Annotated in this window: 25 protein-coding genes; 15 read left to right on the forward strand and 10 right to left on the reverse strand. The window is 71.8% G+C overall.

All coding sequences use genetic code 11. The annotated features are described in order from the left end of the window. The first annotated feature begins 12 nt into the window (after positions 1-12). From WQ56_RS13700 to WQ56_RS18180, 4 genes are read left to right on the forward strand one after another with little or no spacing between them, the layout of a single operon-like run. Positions 13-723 (forward strand): ABC transporter ATP-binding protein, encoded by a 711-nt coding sequence (locus WQ56_RS13700; RefSeq protein WP_047137689.1) that lies wholly within the window; start codon positions 13-15, stop codon positions 721-723. After that, complete coding sequence (locus WQ56_RS13705; protein WP_047137690.1) at positions 720-3,248, forward strand: FtsX-like permease family protein; 2,529 nt, start codon at positions 720-722, stop codon at positions 3,246-3,248. The genes WQ56_RS13700 and WQ56_RS13705 overlap by 4 nt, the downstream gene beginning before the upstream one ends. A gap of 58 nt (positions 3,249-3,306) precedes the next feature. Beyond that, positions 3,307-3,978 carry a polysaccharide deacetylase family protein gene (locus tag WQ56_RS18175; protein WP_082132416.1) on the forward strand — a complete coding sequence of 224 codons (672 nt, stop codon included), beginning with the start codon at positions 3,307-3,309 and terminating at the stop codon, positions 3,976-3,978. 35 nt (positions 3,979-4,013) lie between these two features. Beyond that, positions 4,014-4,277, forward strand: coding sequence for a hypothetical protein (locus tag WQ56_RS18180; protein ID WP_082132417.1), 264 nt, complete (start codon positions 4,014-4,016; stop codon positions 4,275-4,277). Positions 4,278-4,319: 42 nt separating this feature from the next. On the opposite strand, the gene WQ56_RS13715 is transcribed toward WQ56_RS18180, so the two are convergent. Beyond that, positions 4,320-5,417: a retropepsin-like aspartic protease gene (locus WQ56_RS13715; protein WP_082132418.1), complete on the reverse strand. Its 1,098-nt coding sequence runs from the start codon at positions 5,415-5,417 to the stop codon at positions 4,320-4,322. 84 nt (positions 5,418-5,501) lie between these two features. After that, positions 5,502-5,828: a hypothetical protein gene (locus WQ56_RS13720; protein ID WP_047137692.1), complete on the reverse strand. Its 327-nt coding sequence runs from the start codon at positions 5,826-5,828 to the stop codon at positions 5,502-5,504. 131 nt (positions 5,829-5,959) lie between these two features. Between WQ56_RS13720 and WQ56_RS13725 the strand changes: the two genes are divergently transcribed. After that, positions 5,960-6,556: a sigma-70 family RNA polymerase sigma factor gene (locus WQ56_RS13725; RefSeq protein WP_047137693.1), complete on the forward strand. Its 597-nt coding sequence runs from the start codon at positions 5,960-5,962 to the stop codon at positions 6,554-6,556. Next, a complete protein-coding gene (locus tag WQ56_RS13730; protein WP_047137694.1) occupies positions 6,553-6,972 on the forward strand; it encodes a hypothetical protein in 420 nt (139 codons plus the stop codon). Before WQ56_RS13725 ends, WQ56_RS13730 begins: the two co-directional genes overlap by 4 nt. A 39-nt stretch (positions 6,973-7,011) precedes the next feature. On the opposite strand, the gene WQ56_RS13735 is transcribed toward WQ56_RS13730, so the two are convergent. Continuing rightward, positions 7,012-7,269, reverse strand: a complete 258-nt coding sequence (locus WQ56_RS13735; RefSeq protein ID WP_047137734.1) for a hypothetical protein — start codon at positions 7,267-7,269, stop codon at positions 7,012-7,014. A 234-nt stretch (positions 7,270-7,503) separates the two neighbouring features. Between WQ56_RS13735 and WQ56_RS13740 the strand changes: the two genes are divergently transcribed. Together WQ56_RS13740 and WQ56_RS13745 are read left to right on the forward strand one after the other, a co-directional pair. Further along, the gene (locus WQ56_RS13740; protein WP_047137695.1) at positions 7,504-8,553 is read left to right on the forward strand and encodes a methyltransferase; all 1,050 of its coding nucleotides are present in this window, start codon (positions 7,504-7,506) and stop codon (positions 8,551-8,553) included. After that, positions 8,550-9,251: a pseudouridine synthase gene (locus tag WQ56_RS13745; RefSeq protein ID WP_047137696.1), complete on the forward strand. Its 702-nt coding sequence runs from the start codon at positions 8,550-8,552 to the stop codon at positions 9,249-9,251. Before WQ56_RS13740 ends, WQ56_RS13745 begins: the two co-directional genes overlap by 4 nt. Positions 9,252-9,285: 34 nt before the next feature. On the opposite strand, the gene fabB is transcribed toward WQ56_RS13745, so the two are convergent. Both fabB and fabA read right to left on the reverse strand, forming a co-directional pair. Continuing rightward, complete coding sequence (fabB, locus tag WQ56_RS13750) at positions 9,286-10,518, reverse strand: beta-ketoacyl-ACP synthase I (protein ID WP_047137697.1); 1,233 nt, start codon at positions 10,516-10,518, stop codon at positions 9,286-9,288. After that, positions 10,515-11,024: a 3-hydroxyacyl-[acyl-carrier-protein] dehydratase FabA gene (fabA, locus tag WQ56_RS13755; protein ID WP_047137698.1), complete on the reverse strand. Its 510-nt coding sequence runs from the start codon at positions 11,022-11,024 to the stop codon at positions 10,515-10,517. The genes fabB and fabA overlap by 4 nt, the downstream gene beginning before the upstream one ends. Positions 11,025-11,189: 165 nt before the next feature. On the opposite strand from fabA, the gene WQ56_RS13760 reads away from it, so the two are divergent. Next, the gene (locus WQ56_RS13760; protein ID WP_255350617.1) at positions 11,190-11,855 is read left to right on the forward strand and encodes an HAD family phosphatase; all 666 of its coding nucleotides are present in this window, start codon (positions 11,190-11,192) and stop codon (positions 11,853-11,855) included. Positions 11,856-12,055: 200 nt separating this feature from the next. On the opposite strand, the gene WQ56_RS13765 is transcribed toward WQ56_RS13760, so the two are convergent. Together WQ56_RS13765 and WQ56_RS13770 are read right to left on the reverse strand one after the other, a co-directional pair. Then, complete coding sequence (locus tag WQ56_RS13765) at positions 12,056-12,397, reverse strand: metalloregulator ArsR/SmtB family transcription factor (RefSeq protein ID WP_231583424.1); 342 nt, start codon at positions 12,395-12,397, stop codon at positions 12,056-12,058. Next, positions 12,394-13,431, reverse strand: coding sequence for a cation diffusion facilitator family transporter (locus tag WQ56_RS13770; protein WP_047137699.1), 1,038 nt, complete (start codon positions 13,429-13,431; stop codon positions 12,394-12,396). Before WQ56_RS13770 ends, WQ56_RS13765 begins: the two co-directional genes overlap by 4 nt. A 101-nt stretch (positions 13,432-13,532) precedes the next feature. On the opposite strand from WQ56_RS13770, the gene WQ56_RS13775 reads away from it, so the two are divergent. Then, positions 13,533-14,705: a prephenate dehydrogenase gene (locus WQ56_RS13775; protein WP_047137700.1), complete on the forward strand. Its 1,173-nt coding sequence runs from the start codon at positions 13,533-13,535 to the stop codon at positions 14,703-14,705. Positions 14,706-14,808: 103 nt separating this feature from the next. On the opposite strand, the gene WQ56_RS13780 is transcribed toward WQ56_RS13775, so the two are convergent. Further along, positions 14,809-15,369: a DUF1415 domain-containing protein gene (locus WQ56_RS13780; RefSeq protein WP_047137701.1), complete on the reverse strand. Its 561-nt coding sequence runs from the start codon at positions 15,367-15,369 to the stop codon at positions 14,809-14,811. A gap of 111 nt (positions 15,370-15,480) precedes the next feature. Between WQ56_RS13780 and WQ56_RS13785 the strand changes: the two genes are divergently transcribed. Beyond that, positions 15,481-16,620, forward strand: a complete 1,140-nt coding sequence (locus WQ56_RS13785) for a heparan-alpha-glucosaminide N-acetyltransferase domain-containing protein (protein WP_047137737.1) — start codon at positions 15,481-15,483, stop codon at positions 16,618-16,620. Positions 16,621-16,635: 15 nt separating this feature from the next. Here WQ56_RS13785 and WQ56_RS13790 read toward each other — a convergent pair whose 3' ends face one another. Next, entirely contained in the window at positions 16,636-17,118 is a 483-nt protein-coding gene (locus tag WQ56_RS13790; protein ID WP_047137702.1) for a YajQ family cyclic di-GMP-binding protein, read from the reverse strand. A gap of 137 nt (positions 17,119-17,255) precedes the next feature. Between WQ56_RS13790 and WQ56_RS13795 the strand changes: the two genes are divergently transcribed. From WQ56_RS13795 to WQ56_RS13805, 3 genes are all read left to right on the forward strand, one after another. Beyond that, positions 17,256-18,305 (forward strand): NAD(P)-dependent alcohol dehydrogenase, encoded by a 1,050-nt coding sequence (locus WQ56_RS13795; RefSeq protein WP_047137703.1) that lies wholly within the window; start codon positions 17,256-17,258, stop codon positions 18,303-18,305. A gap of 73 nt (positions 18,306-18,378) precedes the next feature. Beyond that, on the forward strand, positions 18,379-19,293 hold the full coding sequence (locus WQ56_RS13800; protein WP_047137704.1) for a DMT family transporter: 915 nt from the start codon (positions 18,379-18,381) through the stop codon (positions 19,291-19,293). A gap of 73 nt (positions 19,294-19,366) precedes the next feature. Further along, the gene (locus tag WQ56_RS13805; protein ID WP_047137705.1) at positions 19,367-19,903 is read left to right on the forward strand and encodes a hypothetical protein; all 537 of its coding nucleotides are present in this window, start codon (positions 19,367-19,369) and stop codon (positions 19,901-19,903) included. Between the two features lie 619 nt (positions 19,904-20,522). Here WQ56_RS13805 and WQ56_RS13810 read toward each other — a convergent pair. Then, positions 20,523-21,164 (reverse strand): OmpW family outer membrane protein, encoded by a 642-nt coding sequence (locus WQ56_RS13810; protein ID WP_047137706.1) that lies wholly within the window; start codon positions 21,162-21,164, stop codon positions 20,523-20,525. 459 nt (positions 21,165-21,623) lie between these two features. Between WQ56_RS13810 and aceF the strand changes: the two genes are divergently transcribed. Further along, entirely contained in the window at positions 21,624-23,435 is a 1,812-nt protein-coding gene (aceF, locus tag WQ56_RS13815; protein WP_047137707.1) for a dihydrolipoyllysine-residue acetyltransferase, read from the forward strand. Positions 23,436-23,448 lie beyond the last annotated feature (13 nt).

The raw sequence follows: 23,448 nt of genomic DNA on the forward strand, positions 1-23,448 counted from the left end.
GACGGTCCCCCCATGCAAGATGAAACCCGGCGCGCGACGGCCCAGGCGCTTGACGTCGAGGGGCTGGGCAAGCGCGTCGACCTGCCGTCGGGCCCGTTGACGATCCTGCAGGACGTGGCCTTCCGCATCGGGCACGGCGACACGGTGGCGATCGTCGGCGCGTCGGGCTCGGGCAAGAGCACGCTGCTGTCGCTGCTGGCCGGGCTCGACACCCCGAGCGCGGGCCGCGTGCTGCTCGACGGCGCGCCGATCTCGACGCTCGACGAGGACGGCCGCGCGCGCGTGCGCGGCGAGAAGGTCGGCTTCGTGTTCCAGAGCTTCCAGCTGCTGCCGTCGCTGACCGCGCTGGAGAACGTGATGCTGCCGCTGGAGCTGCGCGGCGACCGCGACGTCGAGGCGCCGGCCCGCGAGGTGCTGCAGCGCGTCGGTCTGGGCGAGCGCCTGGGCCACTATCCGCGTCAGCTCTCGGGCGGCGAGCAGCAGCGCGTGGCGCTGGCGCGCGCGTTCGTGACCCGGCCGGCGCTGCTGTTCGCCGACGAGCCGACCGGCAACCTGGACACCGCGACCGGGCAGGCGATCGTCGATCTGCTGTTCGCGCTCAACGCCGATGCGGGGACCACGCTGGTGCTGGTCACCCACGATGACCGCCTGGCCGCGCGCTGCGCCCGGCGCCTGCGCATCGACAGCGGCCGGCTCGTCGCCGACGAGGCGCTGGCCGCATGAGGATCGCGGGCCTCGCCTGGCGGCAGCTGCGCCGCGACTTCAAGGCCGGCGACATCCGCATCCTGTTCGCCGCCCTGGTGCTGGCGGTCGTCGCGGTGACGGCGGTGGGCTTCGTCACCGATCGCGCCGAGCGTGCGCTGGCGATCGAGGCCAACCGGCTGCTCGGCGGCGACGCGGTGGTGCGCGGCGATGCGCCGATCGGCGGCGCGATCCACGCGGCCGCCGACGCGCCGGGCCTGCAGGCGGTGGAGACCGTCGAACTCGACAGCATGATCCGCGTCGGCGAGGGCGATGCGGCCACGCTGCGCCTGGGCGACGTGCGCGCGCTCGGCGACGGCTTCCCGCTGCGCGGCAGCTTCCGGATCGCCGGCGGCGACGGCATCGAGCGTGACGCCGGCGCAGTGCCCGCGCCCGGGACCGCGTGGATGAGCCGCGCAGGCGCCGACACGCTCGGCGCCACGGTCGGCGACACGGTGCACCTGGGCGAACGCAGCTTCCGCCTCGCCGCGCTGGTGCTGCAGGAGCCCGATGCCTCGATCGACTACTTCAACGTCGCGCCCAAGGTCTTCGTGCATCTGTCCGACCTCGAGGCTACCGGCCTGGTCCAGCCGGGCAGCCGCATCCGCTACCGCCTCGTCGTCGCCGGCGAAGCGGACGCGGTCGACGGCTTCGCGCGCACCGCGCGTGCGCAACTGGGCCGCGGGCAGCGCGTGGAGACGATCGGCGACGCGCGCCCCGAGGTGCGATCCTCGCTCGATCGCGCCGGCCGCTTCCTCGGCCTGGCCGCGCTGGTCTCGGTGATTCTGGCCGCGGTCGCCGTGGCGATGGCCGCGCGCCAGCATTCGGCGCGGCACCTGTCGTCGGTCGCGGTGATGCGCTGCATGGGCGCGCAGCAGCGCACGCTGGTCGGCATCCACGTCGGCGAACTGCTGCTGCTCGGGCTGCTCGCCTGCACGCTGGGGGTCGCGCTCGCGTTCGGCCTGCAGTGGGGCGTCGGCCGCTGGCTCGAATCGCTGCTCGGCCTGTCGATTCCCGCCGCCGGTGCGCTGCCGGCGCTGCAGGGCTATGGCGTCGGGCTGGTCGTGCTGATGGCCTTCGGCGCGCCGCCGGTGCTGGCGCTGCGGCGGGTGCCGGCGCTGCGCGTGCTGCGACGCGACCTGGGCGGCTTCGAGCCCAGTGCCTGGTTGGTTGGCGTCGCCGGCTTCGCGGGTCTGGCCGCGCTGCTGTGGTGGAAGGCCGGCTCGGCCGCGCTCGGCGCTGCGATGCTGGCCGGTATCGCCGCGACGTTCGCGGCGCTGGCGCTGCTCGCCTGGGGCCTGATCGCGCTGGTGCGCGCGCTGCGCGCGAGGCTGCGCGGCAGCCTGCGCTACGGGCTGGCGAACGTCAGCCGACGCGCGGGCACCAGCGTCGCGCAGATCAGCGCGCTCGGCCTCGGGCTGATGGCGCTGCTGCTGCTGACCTTCGTGCGCACCGACCTGCTCGACCGCTGGCAGCTTGCGCTCGGCCAGGACGCGCCCAACCGCTTCATCGTCAACGTGCAGCCCGACCAGCTCGACGCGGTGCGCGGGTTCATCGCCGAGCAGGCGGTCGAGCCGCCGGTGCTGTTCCCGATGGTCCGCGCGCGCCTGATCGAGCGCAACGGCGCGCCGGTGCGTGGCGACGACTACCTGGGGCGCAGCGGCGACGAGGCGCAGGACCGCCAGGCCCAGCGCCGGGCCGAGCGCGAGTTCAACCTGTCGATGCAGGGCGAACTGCGCGACGACAACCGCGTCACCGCCGGCAGGTTCTGGGGCGGTGCCGTGCCGGCGTCGCCGGAACTCTCGGTCGAGGAGGGCTTCGCGAAGGACCTGGGCTGGCAGATCGGCGACCGCATCGCGTTCGACATCGCCGGTCAGCGCTTCGAGGCGCCGATCACCAGCCTGCGCAGCATCGAATGGGAGAGCTTCCGGCCGAACTTCTTCGTCGTCGCCTCGCCCGGCGCACTCGACGGCTACCCGGCCAGCCACATCACCGCGGTGCGGGTGCCGCCCGAGCGGCCGCGCTTCACCGCCGACCTCGTGCAGCGCTTCCCGAACCTGTCGGTCGTCGACATCGACGCGGTGCTGACCCAGGTGCGCAGCACCGCCGACCAGGTCTCGACCGTGGTGCAGGTTGTGTTCTGGTTCTCGCTCGCGGCCGGTGTGCTGGTGCTGCTGGCAGCGGTCAGCGCCAGCCAGGACGAGCGCCTGCTCGAGGGCGGCGTGATGCGCGTGCTCGGCGGCCGGCGCGCGCAGCTGCGCCTGGCGCAGGCCTCGGAGTTCGCCGCGATCGGCCTGCTGTCGGGCGTGGTCGCCGCGCTTGCCGCGTCGGTGCTGGCCGGCGTCGTCGCGGTGCAGGTGTTCGACCTGCCGTGGCGGCCGAACTGGGCGCTGGCAGTGGTCGGCGGCGGTCTCGGCATCGGCGTGACCCTCGTTGCGGGCCTCTGGGCGACCCGCCGCGTGCTCGATGCGCCGCCGTCGGTGACACTGCGCGAACTGCAGGGGTGAGCACGATACGATGCAAATGGCGCGTTGTCCGACGTCTTGCGCAAATGAGGCCTAACAGATGACGCTGCGTCCGCAAGGCATGACCTGCGCGCTGGTCATGATGGCGTTTCTGGCTGGCATCGCATCATGTCCCGCTGCCGGTGCCTCGGGCCGGACCGTCGCGGTGACTTTCGACGACCTTCCGTTCGCTGCTGAAGGCGATGTGGCCAACGACCCGGAGGCCGCGCGCGAAGCCAATACTGCGATCCTGGCCGCGTTGCAGCGACGCGCAGTGCCGGCGATCGGATTCGTCACCGAGCGATCCGTTCAGCGGCTCAGTCCGGTGTCGGAGGAACTGCTTGCCGGCTGGAGCCGCTCACCGCACGAGTTGGGCAATCATGGGTTCTCTCATGCCGACGTCAACACACTCGACCTCGACGGTGTGCGACGCGAGATCGAGCAGGGCGAAGCCACGATCGCTCGAATGGCTGCGGCCGCCGGTCGCGAGTTGCGTTTCTTCCGTTTCCCGATGAACCACGTTGGCGAGACCAACGCGAAGCGCGTGGCGATCGAGGCTTGCTGGCCGAACGCGGCTACACATTGGCGGCCTCGACGATCGACACTTCCGACTATCTGTTTGATCGCGCCTACGGACGTTCGCTCGCGGCGGGGGACGGGGCGCTGCAGCGCCGGATTGAGGACGCGTACATCGCCCATAGCCCTGCACAAATTGCCTACTACGCCGATCTGAATCGCCGTGTGGTGGGGCGAGACGTGCCCGCAATCATGTTGCTGCACGTCAACAGGCTCAACGCCGCGACGATGGATCGCTTGCTCGCTGTCTTCCAGGAGATGGAGTACCGCTTCGTCGCATTGGCCGAGGCGCAGGCCGATCCGGCGTATGCGACTCCGCCGGCGTTCTCCACCGCTTACGGCCCCATGTGGGGATATCGATGGGCGCGCGAGCGCGGCATCCGCGTCGACGGCAGGCAGGAGCCGGTGCCGCCGGCGTGGATCGGTCCCTATGCTGACAGCGGCGCGATGGACTGATCGCCTGGTATCCAGCGGCTTGGCGGAGGGCGCTGGCGCACCTCACCGAGGCTGGTCGGATTGGGTGCCCACCTGACGTATGCACTTGGCCGATGCTTTCGTGAGGCATCGCAGCGGTGACGATTGCGCATTGGGATCGGCACGCCCGCCCTGTTGCGCGTCCTCAAGGATCGTCGGTGTTTCGGCCCAACAAGGGGGGCGGATGACCTCCTCCCCGCGTTGTGCAGGGCAGATCGCGACCCGGCGGCTGCGCTGGTCGATCAGCACGACCGCATCGCGCAGCGCGTGCGCACCGACGACCGCTTCGGGATAACGCGACGACACCCGGACTTCCAGGCTGGGGAGCGTCAGGCCGCCGATCCGGAACGGGACGTCGACGCGTGCGCGGCCGCCGTCGACCTTGCCCTGCGTCAGCGTCAACGGTGCATCCGCGACGGGTGCGTCGGAGACCTGCGCGTAGAGCGCGGCCGGCAGCACGAAGGCGACATTGGCGCCGGTGTCGAGCTGGGCCTGCGTTTCGACCGTGCCGATGTGGACCGGAATCCGGAATGCGCGCGTGTAGCCGAGCGTATCGGGCTGCGACGCGGACAGTCCGGCATCGCGTCGGAAGCGGAGACGCTGCTTCGGATAGTCGATCTCCAGCAGTCCGTCCGCGAAGAACCCGCGCGCGAGGATGCCGTCGAATGCCGCGTCCGAGGACTGCTGCGCGTTGTAGTCGCGGGCGAGCACGTCCACGTCGTCGTGGCGCAGCTCGCCCAGTGCGAGCGTGCGCAGGCGGGTGGTGTCCGCCTGCGCGACGTGCACGCCGTCGGAGTTGGCAGCGACGCCGTTACGCGGCAGGTCCAGAGCCCTGACCAGCCGCGTATCGGCGCGCGCGATGCCGCTGGCGCCGGTGTCTACGGCGAAGCGGAACGGCCCGGCGTCGTCGACCCGGGCCGCGACGTAGATGCGGCCGTCGACGATGTCGAACGGGACGTCGACCAGGGCGGTATCGGATGGAGGCGCCGCCGCGAGCGCGCAGGCGGTGGCAGGCGGCGACGCGGCCTGCGCGGCACCGGCCGCGAGCAGCGCGCAGATCGCGAGCAGACGGCGGGCCACGTTGTGGTGGCGCGCGTCCGCAAGGAACAGGATCGGAGGCATGTCGGATCTCGAAAGGGCTGGCGTCGCCGCACGTGCGGCACGACAACGGCGCATGGGATGCGTCGGGTCGGGGACCTTGGACGCTCAGCCTGCGCGGCGCGTCAGTGCGTAGGCGGCGAGATTCCCCAGGCCGGTCGCGCCCAGCAGCAGCGCGAAGGCGCCGGGGCGCGGCTCGGTCCAGCCGAGGAGTTCCAGGCCGGCGAAGCCCAGCGCCAGGGCGACGAGTATCGCGCCCCAGCGCAGCGAGGCCTGGCGGCGGCTGCGTTCCTCGCCCTCCAGGATCGAACGCAACAGCTCGTCCGAACCGTGGCTGGCGGCCATCTGCCGCCGGGTGCGTGCATCGACGACGGCCTTGACGGCGAGGTAGACGCAGACGAAGAAGGTGATCGGGATCAGGATGCCGGGTTCCATGGTGCGGTCCGTTGTCGAAGCGGGGTCGGCAATGGAGATGCGGCGAACGGGCATCCGGTTGCAGGCGGGTCGACGATCCTGCGCGCCATCGGCTTGCAACCGACGGCGCGCCCGACGTATCCCTGTCCGCGATGCCCGCACCCGAGCCCGACGCCGATGCCGCCCTGCGCGCCGACCGCGCCCTGGTCGAAGCGGTGCTCGCCGGAGCGCCGGGCGCATTCGAGCGTCTCGTGGTCGCCTACCAGGGCCTGTGCTGGCATGTGATCGACCGGATGGTGCGCCATCCCGACGACACGCGCGAACTGTGCCAGGACACCTTCCTGCGGGTCCACCAGGCCCTGCACCAGTACCGGGGCGACAGCGCGCTCAAGTCATGGATCGCGCAGGTCGCGTACTCGGTCGCCCGGCGCCATCTCGAGCGCAGGCGGATCCCGCTGGCGGAGTTGCCGGAGGAGGGCGGTTCCCTCGTCGACACGATCGCGGACGCGACCGACCTCGAGCGGGAAGTTTCCGACCAGGAGGCGGTCGCATGCCTGCACGCGGCGATGGACCGGCTGCCGCCGCTGCAGCGGACGTTGTTGACGCTCTACCATCTGGAGGAACTGCCGATCGGCGAGATCGCCGGCATCACCGGGCTCGCCGAGGGCACGATCAAGAGCCATCTCTACCGGAGTCGCCGGCAACTGCGGGCGTTGCTGGCACCATCGCTGGGAGTCTTCGTCGCATGAACGCTGGACCGATCCACCCTACGGACGCGCAATGGCAGGCGCAGGAGCACGCGCTGCGATGCGGCGACACGCGCGCCGACCGGATGCTCGCGCAGGCGCTGCGTACGCTGCCGGTCGCAGCGCCACCGCCGGATTTCGTCCGCGGTACGGTGCGCGCACTGCAAGGGCAGGTGCCGGCCCGTCGTCACGATCGTCACCTCGATGGGGTCATGGTCGGCTTGCTAGCGGTGGCCTCGGCATCAGTGCTCGTGACCAGCGCGTGGCGTTACGGCCCGGGATGGCGTCCGCTCACGGAGGCGTTCTCCGGCAATGCGCTGGCATGGACAGGCTGCGCGGCGGCATGCCTGGCCATCGCCGCGATTCCGTGGCGGCGGATGGCGGGCGTCGTGGCGACGCTGCGCGAATCGCAGGGATGAGAGGACCGGGCAGCGCGCGGACGATGCCCGGCCGGAAGGTCATTCGACGACGTCCTCGTCCGCCTCGAAGCGGCGGGCGTACTCGCGTTCCGTGCTGACCCGCAGCACCTCCTCGCCCGGCAGGTCGGGCGCGCCGTAGACGGCGTACGCGACGGCGCCGTCGTTGCGGCCGACCAGGTGCAGGCGGTAGCGCGACTGGCCGCTGCCGGTCTCGGGCGGGTAGTGCTTCGGCGGTTCCGTGCCGTCGAGGTCGAGTTCGTTGTTGTCGATGACGCCGCCGACGAACAGTGCACGGATGGGCATCGCGGTCTCCTCTGGGTTGGGAAGGCCCGGCCATCGTGCCGGCGCGGATGTTCGCGATGGATCAACACGGCGTTGACGCGTCGCGACCCGGCGCGTCCGTGCCGGATCGGGGCGCGACACCGCCTGGGGCGCGTGCGGCGGCTGCGGCCGGCAGGTCACGCCCTCCGCCGGCCGGGTCCCTGCGCCGGGCCCGGTAGAATCCCCGGCTGTTTCCCTGGACCCTGTGCGATGGCCGATCCCGCGCTCGATGCGCTGTTCCTCCCGTTCGAGCAGCGGCTGCTGTCGTGGCCGTCGGCCGGTGCGCTGTTCCTGCGCGCGCGGCCGGGCGTGGCGACGACTGGCGGGCGGTGGCCCGGCCTGCTGTGCGAGCAAACGTCGGCGCCGCTGCACGCGGCGCTGCAGCGCGCCGGCCTCGAGACGCTGCCGCCGGCGGACGCCGGCGACCAGGAGCCGCCGCTGCCCGAACGGCCGCTGGTGCTGGCCCTGCCGCCGCGCCAGCGCGACGAGGCGCGGGCGCTGCTGGCACGCGCGCTCGATGCAGTGGCGCCTGGCGGTTGGGTCGTGGCGAGCGTCGCGAACGACGAGGGCGCGAAGTCGGCGCAGGCCGACCTCGCCGCGCTGGCCGGCAACGTCGGGGCACTGTCCAAGCACAAGTGCCGGGTGTTCTGGGCGCAGCGCGACGCGCGCGGCGACGACGCGTTGCGCGCGCGCTGGGCCGCGCTCGACGCGTCGCGCCCGATCCTCGGCGGGCGCTTCGTCAGCCGCCCCGGCGTGTTCGCCTGGGACCGGATCGATCCGGCGTCGGCGCTGCTGGCCGAGTACCTGCCCGCGACGCTGGCCGGGCACGGCGCGGACCTGGGCGCGGGCTACGGGTTCCTGTCGGCCGAGGTGCTGCAGCGCTGCCCGGGCGTGCGCGCACTCGACATGATCGAGGCCGAAGGCCGCGCGCTGGCGCTGGCCCGGCGCAACCTGGCGGGGCTGCGCGACGACGTGGCGCTGGACTTCCAGTGGCGCGATGTGACCGCGGGCCTGCCGCGGCGCTACGACTTCATCGTCAGCAACCCGCCGTTCCACGCCCACGGGCGCGAGGAGCGGCCCGAGCTGGGGCGTGCCTTCATCGCTGCGGCGGCCGATGCGCTCGCGCTCGGCGGCAGCCTGTGGCTGGTCGCCAACCGGCACCTGCCCTACGAGGACGTGCTTGCCGCGCGCTTCGGCCAGGTGCGCGAGGTCGCCGCGCAGGGCGGCTTCAAGATCGTGCACGCGGGGCAGGCGCGATGAAGCTGGTCAAGCTGCTTGCCAACCTCGGCTACGGCAGCCGCAAGCAGGTGGCGTGGATGTTCCGCGAGGGCCGCATCACCGATGCCGACGGCGAGGTGCTGTACGCCGACGACCGGGTCGCGCACGCGGCGATCCGTGTCGACGGCGAACCGCTCGACCCGCCGCAGGGCCTGACGCTGCTGCTGCACAAACCGACCGGCCACACCTGCTCGACCAAGGACACCGGCCGGCTGGTCTACGACCTGCTGCCGCCGCGCTTCCGGCTGCGCGCGCCGGCGCTGTCGACGGTCGGGCGCCTGGACCGCGACACCAGCGGCCTGCTGCTGTTAACCGACGACGGCCAGCTGCTGCACCGGATCATCTCGCCGAAGGCGGCGCTGCCCAAGGTCTACGAGGCGACGCTGGCGCAGCCTCTGCGCGGCGACGAGGCCGCGCTGTTCGCCAGCGGCACGCTGCTGCTCGAGTCCGAGACCACGCCGCTGCTGCCGGCGACGCTGGAGGTGGTCGATCCCACGCATGCGCGGCTGACGATCGTCGAGGGGCGCTACCACCAGGTGCGGCGCATGTTCGCGGCCGTCGGCAACCATGTCGCCGCGCTGCATCGCAGCCGCGTCGGCGGCCTGGCGCTGGACGGGCTGCCCGAGGGGCAGTGGCGCGCACTCGACGCGAACGACCTGCAGCGGGTGTTCGCGACGTAGGCGCGCCCGGGGGCGCGCCTGCGGATGCCTGCGGTCAGGCGTCCCAGCGGCGCAGCGCGAGGCTGGCGTTGGTGCCGCCGAAACCGAAGCTGTTCGACAGCACGGTACGCAGTTGCGCGGGGCGGCTCTCGCGCACCAGCGGCAGGCCTTCGGCCTCGGGATCGAGCGTGTCGACGTTGATCGAGCCGGCGATGAAGCCGCGTTCGAGCATCAGCAGGCAGAAGATCGCCTCGTGCACGCTGGTTGCGCCGAGCGAATGGCCGGTCAGCGACTTGGTGGACGAGAACGGCGGCATCGCGTCGCCGAACACCGTGCGCATCGCGCGCAGCTCGCTCACATCGCCCACCGGCGTCGAGGTGCCGTGGGTGTTGACGTAGTCGATGCCGCCGTCGAGGCCGTCGATCGCCATGCGCATGCAGGCGATCGCGCCGTCGCCCGAGGGCGCCACCATGTCGACGCCGTCGGAGCTGGCGCCGAAGCCGACCAGTTCGCCGAGGATCGTCGCGCCGCGCGCCTGCGCGTGCGCCAGGCTCTCGAGCACCAGCGCGCCGCCGCCGCCGGCGATCACGAAGCCGTCGCGGTCGGCGTCGTACGGCCGCGAGGCGCGCGCCGGCGTGTCGTTGTAGCGGTTCGACAGCGCGCCCATGCCGTCGAACAGCATCGCCATCCCCCAGTGCGCCTCCTCGCCGCCGCCGGCGAACACCACGTCCTGCAGGCCGGCCTGGATCTGCTGCGCGGCCACGCCGATGCAGTGCGCCGACGTCGCGCACGCCGAGGAGATCGAGTAGTTGAGGCCCTTGATGCCGAACGCGGTGGCCAGGCAGGCGGAGACCGTCGAGTTCATCGTGCGCGTGACCTGGTACGGACCGATCCGGCGCACGCCCTTGTCGCGCAGCACGTCGGCCGAGCCGATCAGGTTCTCCGGCGAGCCGCCGCCCGAGCCCATGATCAGGCCGGTGCGCGGGCCGGAGATCGCGTCGTCGGCGAGGCCTGACTGCGCGATCGCGTCGCGCAGCGCCAGGTACGCGTAGCCCGCAGCGTCGCCCATGAAGCGGCGCAGCTTGCGGTCGATCAGCGCGTCGAGGTCGACGTCGGGCATGCCCGAGACCTGGCTGCGCAGGCCCTTGTCGGCATGGCCGGCGTCGAACGCGATGCCCGAGCGGCCCTCGCGCAGCGACGCGGCGACGGTGTCGAGGTCGTTGCCGATGCACGAGACGATGCCCGCGCCGGTGACGACGACGCGGCGCGCGGTCGGATTCAGGCTCATGCGGCCTCGTCGCGCGTGAACAGGCCCACGCGCAGGTCGTTGGCTGTGTAGATCTCGCGGCCGTCGACGAGCATGCGCGCATCGCCGATGCCCAGGATCAGGCGGCGCTTGATCACCCGCTTGATGTCGATCTCGTAGCGCACCAGCTTGGCGTCGGGGCCGACTTCGCCGGTGAACTTGACCTCGCCCACGCCGAGGGCGCGGCCACGGCCGGGCAGTTGCTGCCACGTCAGGTGGAAGCCGACCAGCTGCCACATCGCATCCAGGCCCAGGCACCCGGGCATCACCGGGTCGCCCTGGAAATGGCACTGGAAGAACCACAGGTCCGGACGCACGTCGAGCTCGGCGTGGATCTGCCCCAGCCCGTGCGGGCCGCCGTCGTCGTCGATGTGGGTGATGCGGTCGAACATCAGCATCGGCGGCAGCGGCAGGCGGCCGCTGCCCGGCGCGAACAGCCGCCCCTCGCCGGAGGCGATCAGTTGTTCGTAGCTGAAAGAATCCTTCATCGACGCGTGGACCGGGGAAGTGGTGCGGACGGCGATTATTGCGGAATGCGTGCGGCATTACCCGTACGCCCGGGTACGCTGAACGGGCATCGGCGCGGGGTGCCGGGTAGAATCGAAGACGTGTCCGAACCCCACGTTTCCACTGCCCGGGAACTCTCTGCGCAGGTGCCGCCGCTGGCGGCGCTGCCGGCCGCGGTGGTGTTCGACATGGACGGTTTGATGCTGGAAAGCGAGCGCGAAATCCTCGATTGCATGCGCCGCGCGGCGGCCGAGCAGGCGCAGGACATCGAGCCCGATTACTGGCTGGGAATGATCGGCCACAGCGGCCCGACGTGCCGCGCAATGCTGGGCGAGCGCATTGGCGCGGCCGCCGCGGATGCGCTGTTTGGTCGCAGTCATGCGCTGTACGTCGAGCGGGCCGAAGCGGGCATCGCGCACCGGCCGGGCATCGTCGCGCTGCTCGACCTGCTGGCCGCACACGGCATCCCGCGCGCGGTGGCGACGTCCACGCGCGCGCCGCTGGCGCAGCGCAAGCTGGCCGCAGCCGGGCTGCTCGAACGGTTCGACGCGGTGTGCACCAGCAGCGACGTCGCCCATCCCAAGCCCGCGCCCGACGTCTACCTGCTCGCGGCGGCGCGGCTGGGCGTGGCGCCGGCGCGCTGCCTGGCGCTGGAGGACTCGCCGACCGGCGTGCGCGCCGCGCTCGCGGCCGGCATGACGACGATCCAGGTGCCGGACCTGCTCGCACCGGACGAGGCGGTGCGTGCGCTCGGCCATCGCATCGTCGATTCGCTCGACCGGGTGCGCGCGCTGATCGAGGGCGCGCGCTAGCCGCCGCGGCCTGCGGCGGCGCGTGGCGGCCTCACGGCGCCTCGTGCCAGGTCACGTCCATCTGCCGCGCCGTGCGCACCGCCAGATCGCGACCGGCGAGCCGCGCGACCAGGTGCAGGCTCATGGGCGATGCCGGCCGACGTGACGACGGCGCCGTCGTCGACCCAGCGCACGCCCTCGCGCGCGTCGGCGCTAGGCCGTCAGCGATGGGCATCGTCGTCGTCCTGCGGTTCGTCGGCGTGCGCGAGCATGTCCAGCAGCATGTCGCGGATGTGCGCATCGGCGGTCGCGTAGAACACCTGGCGCTGGCGACGCTCGCCGCGCACCAGCCGGGCGCCGCGCAGCAGACGCAGGTGGTGGCTGACCAGCGGTTGCGAGGCGCCGGTGCGACGGGCGATCTCGCCGACCGGCACCGGACCGTCGAGGCAGGTCAGCAGCACGCGCAGGCGGGTCGGATCGCCGAGCAGCCGGAACGTGCCGGCGAGGATCTCGATATGGCCGGGATCGTGCCCGGTGGCCAACAAGGTGCCGGCCGCGCTCACCCTCGGCCTCCGTGCACCGGTGAGGCCGGGTCGTGTTCCGCGGAATGCGCGTGTGCGTGCGCGTTCGCATCGCGATGCGGCGCGCGGCCCTCGCGTTCCAGCGCGCAGGCATCGTGCGGCGCGTGCACGACCTCGACGGTCGTGTGGCCGATCGAGAACCGTTCGGCCAGGGCCCGCTTGACCGCCGGCACCACGCGGGCCGCCGGCGCGCCGTCGTCGAGTGCGAGTTCGAGCGTCGCCAGCACCTTGCCCGAGGTGATCGACCACACGTGCACGTGGTCGACGCCGGCCACGCCCGGCACGCGTTCGCGCAGGTGCGCGCGCAGCGCCGCGATGTCGATGTCCGGCGGCGTGGCCTCCATCAGGATGTCGAGTGCGCCGCGCAGCAGCGACCAGGCGCTGCGCAGGATCAGCAGGCAGACCAGCACCGAGAGGATCGGGTCGATCGGCATCCAGCCGGTTAAGTGGATCACCAGCGCGGCGACGATCGCCGCGACCGAGCCGAGCAGGTCGCCGAGCACGTGCAGCGTCGCGCCCTTGATGTTGACATGCGACTGGTCGCCGCGGTGCAGGATCCAGAACACCAGGCAGTTGACCAGCAGGCCGACGACCGCGACCGCGAGCATGGGCCCTGCGAGCACCTCGCCGGGCTGACGCAGGCGCTGCACCGCCTCCCAGGCGATCCACAGCACCAGCGCGAACAGCGTGATCGCGTTGATCAGCCCGGCCAGCACCTCTATGCGCATGTAGCCGAACGTGCGCCGTGCGTCGGACGCCCGCCGGCCGATGCGGAAGCCCAGCCAGGCCAGCAGCAGCGCGGCGGCGTCGGTGAGCATGTGGCCGGCGTCGGCGATCAGCGCCAGCGAGCCCGACAGCACGCCGCCGACCAGCTCGACGGCCATGAAGCTGGCGGTCAGCGCGAAACCGGTGAGCACGGCGCGCTCGTTCGCGGCCGAGACCGACGGCGCGTGCGCATGGTCGTGTCCGTGTCCGTGCGCGTGGTCGTCGTGGCCGTGGGAATGGGCGTGCGGCATCGGGATGGCGGGCGTCGGGAAGTGTATACATATAAGCATGTATTTATTTAAAGGGGAAGTGCCTGCGCGCGTGCGTTGCCCCGAGCGGCGAGAATGGCCGCATGACAGATCCCCAGCTCCCGCCCGACGCGCCGCTTCCCGAGTCGCCGGTCGTCGGCATCGTCGGCAGCGCCGGCGCCTACGGCCGCTGGCTGCGCGGCTTCTTCGAATCCCGGATGGGTCTGGAGGTGCTCGGCCACGATCCGGCCGACCCGGCCAGCGACGCAGCCGAGACGCTGCTCGCGCGCGCGGACGTGCTGGTGTTCTCGGCGCCGATCCGCGCGACCGCGGCGGTGGTCGAGGACTGGACCGCGCGTTCGGCGGGGCGCGAGCGCGGCCGGCTGTGGCTGGACGTCACCTCGCTCAAGCAGGCCCCGGTGGCGGCGATGCTGCGCTCGCAGGCCGAGGTCGTCGGCCTGCACCCGATGACCGCGCCGCCCAAGTCGCCCACGCTCCGGGGCCGGGTGCTCGTGGTCTGCGAGGCGCGGCTGGCGCGCTGGCGGCCGTGGCTGGCGCGCCTGCTCGCCGCGCTCGAGGGCCAGGTCGTGCACGTCGAGGCCGAGCGCCACGACCGGATCATGGCGTTGGTACAGGCGCTGGTGCACGCCGGGCATCTGGCCCAGGCCGGCGTGCTGCGGGACCACGCCGACGCGCTCGGGCCGCTGTCGTCGCTGATGCCGTTCCGCTCGGCCTCGTTCGAGCTCGATACCGCGATGATCGCGCGGATCCTGTCGATGAACCCGGCGATCTACGAGGACATCCAGTTCGACAACCCGCACGTGGCCGGCGTGCTCGCCGGGCTCGCGGCGCATACCGCGCGGCTGCACGCGCTGGTCGCGCGCGGCGACGAGGCCGCACGGGCCGAGTTCCGCGGATTGCTGCAGGCCGGCCGCGAAGACATCGGGCACGACGTGCTGGCACAGGGCAACTACACCTTCGAGCGCGTGGGCTACCTGCTGGCCGACCTCGCCGGCGAGCGCTACGTCAGCGTCCACCTGCCGCTGGACCGGCCCGGTTCGCTGCGCGCATTGCTGCACGTGTTCGAACGCCACGGCGTCAACCTCGCCTCGATCCATTCCTCGCGCACGCCCGGCGGCGAACTGCACTTCCGCATCGGCCTGATGCCCGGTTGCGATGTCGAGGCGCTCGCGTCCGCGGCCGGCGAGATTGATGCGAGCGGCATCGGCCGGGTGATCGGGCGCGGGCAGGGGATGACGATCGACGACCGCGACTAGGCCACGCCGGGTGTAGGCGCGGCGCTTGTGCTTGCATCCCCTTTTCGTGGACGCGCGAAGGGGATGTCCCGCCGACGCCCGATCGCCGCGCGCAAGCGCGCGTCTACGTGTCGGATGGCGGCTGCAGGAGGCGCGCCCAGCCCTCGGGGCCCAACTGCTCGAGGGTCGCGATGTTGCGCTCGACGATCGCGTCGGGATCGGGATAGATCGCCACCGCACGGCTCACGCTGTCCTCGCGCAGCAGATGCAGCGTGGGATGGGGCGAACGGTTGGTGCAGTTGGCGACGTCGTCGTCGGCGGTGCCGGCGAAGCGGTAGTCGGGATGGAAGCTGGCGACCTGCAGCACGCCGTCGAGGTCGAGCGATTCGACCAGCGCGTCGGCGGCGTCGAGAAAGTCGTTGTAATCGAGGAAGTCGTGCAGCACGTGCGGGTGCACCAGCAGCGTGGTGTCGGTGGCCTGCGCCGGCGTGTCGCGCAGGTGGACCAGTTCCTCGCCCAGACGTTCGAGCAGGGCCTCGGGCGTGGTCGCCTCGCACAGCACCAGCCGCACCTGGTCCTTGACGTAGACGGCCTTGGCGAACGGGCACAGATTCAGGCCGATCACCGCGCGCTCGATCCAGCGGCGGGTGGCGGTCAGCGGATCGTCGGTGGGCAGGGCGGTCACGGGAGGGGCGGCGCGGACGGGCGCGCAGTCTAGACCAGGCGGGCGTGTTCCGATCGATATGTTATAAAATCACCTGTTCGGTGCCTGCGATCGCCCATGTACGTCCCCGCCATGCCGCCGCGCCCGCGCCTGGTCCAGATCGATCTGCTGCGCGGCCTGGTGATGCTGCTGATGCTGCTCGACCACGTGCGCGAGACGTTCTTCCTGCACATGCAGCTCGCCGATCCGGTCGACGTCGACCGCGTGTCGCCGCTGCTGTTCGGCTTCCGTCTGCTCGCGCACCTGTGCGCGCCGGTGTTCGTGTTCCTGACCGGGCTGTCGGCCTGGCTCTACGGCCAGCGCCAGCCGGACCCGCGCGCGGCGACCGCGGCGTTCCTGTTCAAGCGTGGGCTGTTTCTGGTCGTGCTGGAAGCGACGCTGGTCAATTTCGCCTGGACGTTCGAGTTCCCGCCGCAGACGATCTACCTGCAGGTGATCTGGGCGATCGGGCTGTCGATGCTGGCGCTCTCGGCGCTGCTGTGGCTGCCGCGCCCGGCGCTCGTCGCGCTCGGCCTGGCGCTCGTCGCCGGGCACAACCTGCTCGACGGCGTGCGCGCCGACGGCGCCTGGTCCGGCGTGTGGGCGGTGCTGCACCAGCGCGCCTGGCTCGAGCCGTTCGACGGCCTGCGGCTGCGCACCTCGTACCCGGTGCTGCCGTGGATCGGCGTGATCGCACTCGGGTACGCGGCCGGTCCGTGGTTCGCCCCGGACGCCGATGCCGGGCGTCGCCGGCGCCTGCTGATGGGCTGGGGCGTGGGCGCGCTGGCGTCGTTCGCCGTGCTGCGGCTGGTCAACGGCTACGGCGACGCGCCCTGGCGCGTCGGCGAGGACGCGCTGCGCACCGCGATGGGCCTGGTCAACGTGACCAAGTACCCGCCGTCGCTGCTGTTCCTGTGCCTGACGCTGGGCGTGGGCCTGTTGCTGCTGCGCCTGCTCGAGCGTCCGGCGCTGGCCCGGCGGCTGGCGCCGCTGGCGACCTACGGCGCGGCGCCGATGTTCTTCTACCTGCTGCACCTGTACGTGCTGAAGCTGCTGTACCTGGGCGCGCTCGCCGCGTGGGGGCCCAACCAGGGGGCGTTCTTCGGATTCGGCGATCCGGCCTGGCTGCTGCCGGTCGCCGCGGCGCTGGCGATCGCGCTGCACCCGGCGGTGCGCTGGTTCGCCGCGCTCAAGGCCCGGCGTCGCGACTGGGCCTGGCTGCGCTACTTCTAGCGCCGGGCGCGGCGCTCAGTCGCGGAAGTTGTCGAACTGCAGCGGCAGCTCGAACTCGGTGCCGCGCAGCAGCGCGATCGCCGCCTGCAGGTCGTCGCGCTTCTTGCCGGTCACGCGCAGCTTGTCGCCGTTGATCTGGCTGTCGACCTTGAGCTTGGCGGTCTTGAGCGCGGCCTGGATCTTCTTGGCCAGATCGCGCTCGATGCCCTGCTTGACGGTGACCTTCTGCCGGGCGCCGGCGAGGTTGGTGTCGATGTCGCCGAACTCCAGGCAGCGCACGTCGATCTTCCGCGCCGCCAGGCGCTGGCGCAGGATCTCGGTCATCTGCTGGAGCTGGAACTCGCTCGGGGCCGACTGGGTGATCACCGCGTCCTCGCGCTCGAACGACGCGTCCACGCCCTTGAAGTCGAAGCGCGTGGTCAGCTCGCGGTTGGCCTGGTCGACGGCGTTGGTCAGTTCGTGGGTGTCGACTTCGGAGACGACGTCGAAGGAGGGCATGGCACACCTGGCAGCATGGGAAACGGCCCGCAGGGTAACGCAGCCGGCGTGGAACGTTGCATCGCGCCGTCCGCGCGCGCAGCCGTCGGGGCGGGCCTCACAATGGCCGGCTCCCCCCCGATGTGCCCGGAGCCCCCATGCTCGACACCCCCGCCTACGCCGCTGCGGACGCCGCCGCGCCGCTCGCGCCGACCACGATCCAGCGTCGCCCGCCCGGCCCGTCCGAGGTACTGATCGACATCCTCTACTGCGGCGTCTGCCATTCCGACCTGCACCAGGTCCGCGACGAGTGGGGCGGATCGATCTTCCCGATGGTGCCCGGCCACGAGATCGTCGGTCGCGTCGCGCAGGTCGGCAGCGGGGTGACCGCGTTCGCGGTCGGCGACGCGGTCGGTGTCGGCTGCTTCGTCGACTCGTGCCGCAGCTGCCCGCAGTGCCGCGCCGGCGAGGAGCAGTTCTGCGAGGACGGCATGACCGGCACCTACAACGCGATGGCACGCGACGGCAGCGGGCCGACCTACGGCGGCTATTCGACCCGGATCACGGTCGACGCGGCCTATGTGCTGCGCATCCCCGACGCGCTGCCGCTCGATGCCGCCGCCCCGCTGCTGTGCGCCGGCATCACCACCTACTCGCCGCTGCGCCACTTCGGCGTCGAGGCCGGCCACGAGGTCGCGGTCGTCGGCCTGGGCGGGCTGGGCCACATGGCGGTGAAGTTCGCGGTGGCGATGGGTGCGCGGGTGACCGTGCTCAGCAGTTCGGAGTCCAAGCGCGCCGACGCAATGGCGCTGGGCGCGCACGCGTTCGCCGCCACGCGCGACAAGGCCACGTTCAAGGCGTTGGCTAGGTCGTTCGACTTCATCGTCGACAGCGTCTCGGCCGAGCACGACTACAACGCCTACCTGTCGCTGCTGCGCGTGGACGGCACGATGATCCTGCTCGGCATCCCCGAGGTGCCCGCACCGGTCGCCGCGGGTGCGCTGATCATGCAGCGCCGGCGGCTGACCGGCTCGCTGATCGGCGGCATCCGGCAGACCCAGGAGATGCTCGACTTCTGCGCCGAGCACGGCATCGTCTCCGACATCGAGCGGATCGGCATCGCCGACATCGAGACCGCCTACGCGCGCATGCTCAAGGGCGACGTGCGCTACCGCTTCGTCATCGACATCGATTCGCTGCGGCAGTGAACCTGCGTGCGCGCCGGATGCCCGGCGCGCGCTTCCGTGCGAGGATGCGCGGCCCGTCCCACGGCCGCCCGCCATGTCCCGCTCCGCTCCGCCCACCGACGCCCGCGCCGCCGTGCTGTGGATGCTGCTGGCGGTGCTCGCGTTCGCGGGCATGGACGCGGGCATGAAGTGGATCGCCGAGGACTACTCGGCCTTCCAGGTCGCCACCTTCCGCAGCCTGACCACGCTGCCGCTGATCGCGGCGTGGATCGTGCTGCGCGGCCGCGCCGGCACGCTGTGGCGGGTGCACTGGCCGCTGCACCTGCTGCGCGGGGTACTCGGCGTGGGCATGATCGCGGGCTTCGTCTACGGGCTGGCGCGCATGCCGCTGTCGACCGCGTACGCGATCGTGTTCGTCTCGCCGCTGCTGGTGACCGCGCTGGCGGTGCCGTTGCTGGGCGAGCGCGTCGGCCCGCGGCGCTGGACCGCGATCGGGCTGGGCATCGTCGGCGTGCTGGTGGTGCTGCGCCCGACAGGCGAGGGCGTCGCCACGCTGGCCGGGCTGGCGGTGGTGCTCGGCGCACTGTGCTACGCAGTGGCCTCGATCACCGTGCGGATGCTGGCGCAGCGCGACAGCCCCGAATCGCTGGTGTTCTGGTTCCTGGTGCTGATGGCGATCTTCGCCGGCGCGCTGGCCTGGCGCGACTGGCGGCCGCTGCAGCCCGAACACCTGGGCGTGCTGGCGCTGATCGGCAGCGCGGGCGCGCTCGGCCAGGTGGCGATGACCCACGCCTTCCGCCTCGGCGAGGCCAGCCAGGTCGCGCCGCTGGAATACACCGCGCTGGTCTGGGTGATCGTGCTCGACCTGACGGTCTGGGGCGTGCTGCCCGACGCGCCGACGTGGCTGGGGGCGGCGATCATCGTCGCCAGCGGGCTGTACATGTTCCGGCGCGAACGCGTGGTCGCCGATCCGCCGGTGCGCCAGCCCGACACGACGCCACCGCCCTAGGCGCACAGCCGGGCCACGTGCCGGGCCGGCCCGCGAACGGCGCGCGCACGCGCGATGCCGCACACTTGCGGCCATGCCCATCGTGCTGTTGATCGTCTTCGCCCTGGCGCTGTTCGCAGCGATGCTGCTGCTGTGGCCGCTGGCGCTGTGGAACCGCTACCGCGTCGGCACCTCGCGCCGCCGCCCGCCGCGCTGGCTGACCCGGCTCAACGCCTGGCTGCTGCCGGCCTCGGCGGTGGTGTTCCTCGGCGCGATGGGGATCACCAACCTCTTCGTGGCGCATGCGTTCGCGTACGCGGCGCTCGGGCTGCTCGCCGGCCTGGCGACCGGCGGCCTGGGCTGGGCGCTGACCCGGGTCGAGCATCGTCCCGGGGCGATCTGGTACACGCCCAACCGCTGGCTGGTGCTGGCGCTGACGCTGGTCGTCGTGGCGCGGGTGTTCGCCGGCATCTGGCAGGCGTGGGAGCGCTGGCGGGGCGACTTGGAGACGCTGGCGGCGTGGGGGCCGCTCGGCGAGCCGGCCGGGCTATTCGCGGTCGCCGGGCTGGTGCTCGGCTACCACGCGGCCTACGCGGTATTGCTGCAGCGGCGCCTGGGCCGCTGGCTCTGAGGATTGCGGCGTTCGACCGTCTCGCGCACGCCGGCGCGGCGCTGCACGCAACCTCCCGAGCGTTTCATCGCGGTGTTCGGCGTCGGAGGCCGCGTCGCGCCGGCCGGTGCCGGGCGTAGCGACGTCGCCTGACGATCCAGCGTGGGCGCCTGCCGGGTACCGCGCCCAGTCGCGGCCCGATATCCGCTTGGTGGTCACGGCCCCCGGCAGGCGCTGGACACGGATGCGACAGCGGACCCAAAAGCGGGTTAGACCACGAGGTAGAGGGCGCGCGACTTCTTCCAGCGTATTTGCGGCGATCCGAAGCCGGGTTGGCTACGTCCGCAGCAGCGGACTGACGGTCGGTGGCCGCGTTCAGCGCGCCATGGATGGCGCGCGCCCGAGTCAGGACAGGGTGAGCCTGGATGGCCTGCGCGGCATCGCCGCGCATCCATGCGAACGCCACGCGTGCTTCGCGTGGCCGGACCGCAAAGCGGTCCTGACCGAGGGGAGAGCGGCTTCCGGCCGGCAGGCTGCTGCCCATTCGAAGTGGAGTTCCTGCTTCCGTCTCTGCGAGGGGATCAAAAAAACGGCCCCGCACAAGGCGGGGCCGCTGGGCACGTCTCTGGGAGAGAGAGGATCAGAAGCGTGCGCCGATGCCGAAGCCGACGGTCCACGGGTCGAGCTTGAGGTCGCTCTGCACGGTCTCGCCGGCCTGCTTGACGTCCGCGCGGCTACGCAGGTAGCGCGCATCGGCACGGGCGAACCAGGTGGAATTGATGTTCATGTCCACGCCCACGGTGCCGATCGCGCCCTTGGGCGTGGTCAGGCTGACGTGGTCGCCGCCACCGCCCAGGTCCTCGTTGCTGATGTTGGACTGGTGGTAACCCAGGCCGACGAACGGACGGAAGGTGTTGTCGACGTCGCCGAAGTGGTACTGGCCACTCAGCGCGATCGGCTGCTGCTCGACGGTGCCGATCTTGCCGCCGTCCTGCTTGACGCGGTGATCGAACGAATCGAGCGCGCCCCACAGTTCGGCGCTGATGTTGTCGGTGAAGTTGTACGACACCGACGCGGTCGGCGCCGGGCCGCCGTCGACCTCGATGCCGTTGTTGTCGCCGTGGTTGGTCGGCTGCAGCAGCGTGGCGCCACCGACGACCGAGAAGCGCTTGCCGGCCGCGGTGTCCGCGTCCTGGGCGAAGGCCGCCGACGAGACCGCGAGCGAGGCCAGCGCAGCCAGGGCCAGGGTGCGCTTGTTGAGGACGGACGCGTTCGACTTCATGGGGGTTCTCCTGTTCTTGTTTTCCTTGGTGCCGGCGACGCGGGGCGGTGCCGGCGGGATTCTCGCGACGGGACCACGGGGTCCGGGATCGCGACCCTCCTCTTCGGGAAGGCGCGGCCATGCTGGCGCGCCCAACCTGAATCGGCGATTTGCGCTGTCTGAAGCGTTCCCAACACTTCACGGCGCCTTCGGGAACCTGCGCAGCCCGTTCATCGTGGGCCCGCCTGCGACGCGGACGCGATGTGCCGGAATGCGTCCGCTCGCACCTGTACCGCAGGCGAACGCCGCCGATGCGACACAACGTTCCGGATGCCGGCAGGCGTCGTATGGATCGAGACGCGCACGCGACGTCCCGCGCGAGGCCAAACCGCGCGCGCCCATCGCATGCGGCGTCGCGGCAGTTGGCGCGGGACGGGCGGGGCGCCACAATAGCGGGTCACGAGATGCCCGGAGGGCCGCATGGCCGACCTGAAAGAAGCGCGCGTTCCCGACATTGGCGGGTATGACGATGTCCCGGTGATCGAGGTGCTGGTCGCCGTCGGCGATACGGTGTCGGTCGATCAGGGCCTGGTCACGCTGGAATCGGACAAGGCCACGATGGAAGTGCCTTCGACGGTCGCCGGCGTGGTCAAGGAACTGAAGGTCAAGGTCGGCGACACGCTGTCGGAAGGCGGCGTGGTCGCGATCATCGAGGCCGAGGGCGACGCGGCGCAGGCCGGCGCAGCGGACTCACCTCCCCCGCAGGCGGGGGAGGTCGACGCGCGCAGCGCGTCGGGTGGGGGCGAGGCGCAGGACAAAGGCGGCACAGCGTCGGCCCCATCCGCCGCCGCGAGCGGGACCGCGCGCGACGAGGCGCCCAAGGCGGCCGCCGGCGGCGGTGGGCTGCAGGAATCGCGCGTGCCCGACATCGGCGGCTACGACGACGTGCCGGTGATCGAGGTGCTGGTCGCGGTCGGCGACACGGTCGCCAAGGACCAGGGGCTGGTCACGCTGGAATCGGACAAGGCGACGATGGAAGTGCCGGCGGCGTTCGCCGGCGTGATCAAGGAACTGAAGGTCAAGGTCGGCGACACGCTGTCGGAAGGTGGCGTGGTCGCGGTCATCGAGGCCGAAGGCGACGCGGCTGATTCCCCTCCCCCGCGAGCGGGGGAGGTCGACGCGCGCAGCGCGTCGGGTGGGGGCGGCGGCGCGCCGCCGGCGCAGTCGAAGGACGACCCGGCCGTCGAGCCAGTCGCCTCCCAGACCGCGCCCGACCCGATCGCGCAGGCCTCGATGGAACACCGCCCCGCCGGCAGCGGCAACCCGCCGGTGCGCTTCGACGCCGAGGCGATTCTGCCGGGCAAGGTGCCCTACGCCAGCCCCGCGGTGCGCCTGTTCGCGCGCGAGCTCGGCGTGGACCTTTCGCAGGTGCGCGGGACCGCGCGCGCGGGGCGGATCACCCGCGAGGACGTGCAGTCCTTCGTCAAGGGCCTGCTGCAGAGCGGCGCGGCGCAGGGCGGCAAGGCGGCGGCCGGTGCGCCGGCAGGCGGTGGGCTGAACCTGCTGCCGTGGCCGAAGGTCGACTTCGCGAAGTTCGGCGAGATCGAGACCCAGGAACTGGGCCGGATCCAGAAGATCTCGGCGGCCAACCTCGCCCGCAACTGGGCGATGATCCCGCACGTCACGCAGCACGACGATGCCGACATCACCGACCTCGAGGCGCTGCGCGTGCAGCTCAACAAGGAGAACGAGAAGGCCGGCATCAAGCTGACCATGCTCGCGTTCCTGATCAAGGCCTCGGTCGCGGTGCTCAAGCAGTACCCGCGCTTCAACAGCTCGCTCGACGCGGCCGGCGAAGTCCTCACGCTCAAGAAGTACTTCCACATCGGCTTCGCCGCCGACACACCGAACGGCCTGGTCGTGCCGGTGATCCGCGATGCGGACAAGAAGGGCGTGCTGGAGATCTCGCAGGAGATGTCGGCGCTCGCCAAGAAGGCGCGCGAGGGCAAGCTCGGCCCGGCCGACATGCAGGGCGGGTGCTTCTCGATCAGCTCGCTGGGCGGCATCGGCGGTACCAGCTTCACGCCGATCGTCAACGCGCCGGAGGTGGCGATCCTGGGTGTGTCGAAGTCGGCGATCAAGCCGGTCTGGGACGGCAAGCAGTTCCAGCCGCGCCTGACCCTGCCGCTGTCGCTGTCCTACGACCACCGCGTCATCGACGGCGCCGCGGCCGCGCGCTTCACCGCGACGCTGGCGCAGCTGCTCGGCGACATGCGCCGGGTGCTGCTGTAACCGCGCCGGTACC

The sequence above is a fragment of the Luteimonas sp. FCS-9 genome (genome assembly GCF_001014645.1).
In the GTDB taxonomy this organism is placed as follows: Bacteria; Pseudomonadota; Gammaproteobacteria; order Xanthomonadales; family Xanthomonadaceae; genus Luteimonas.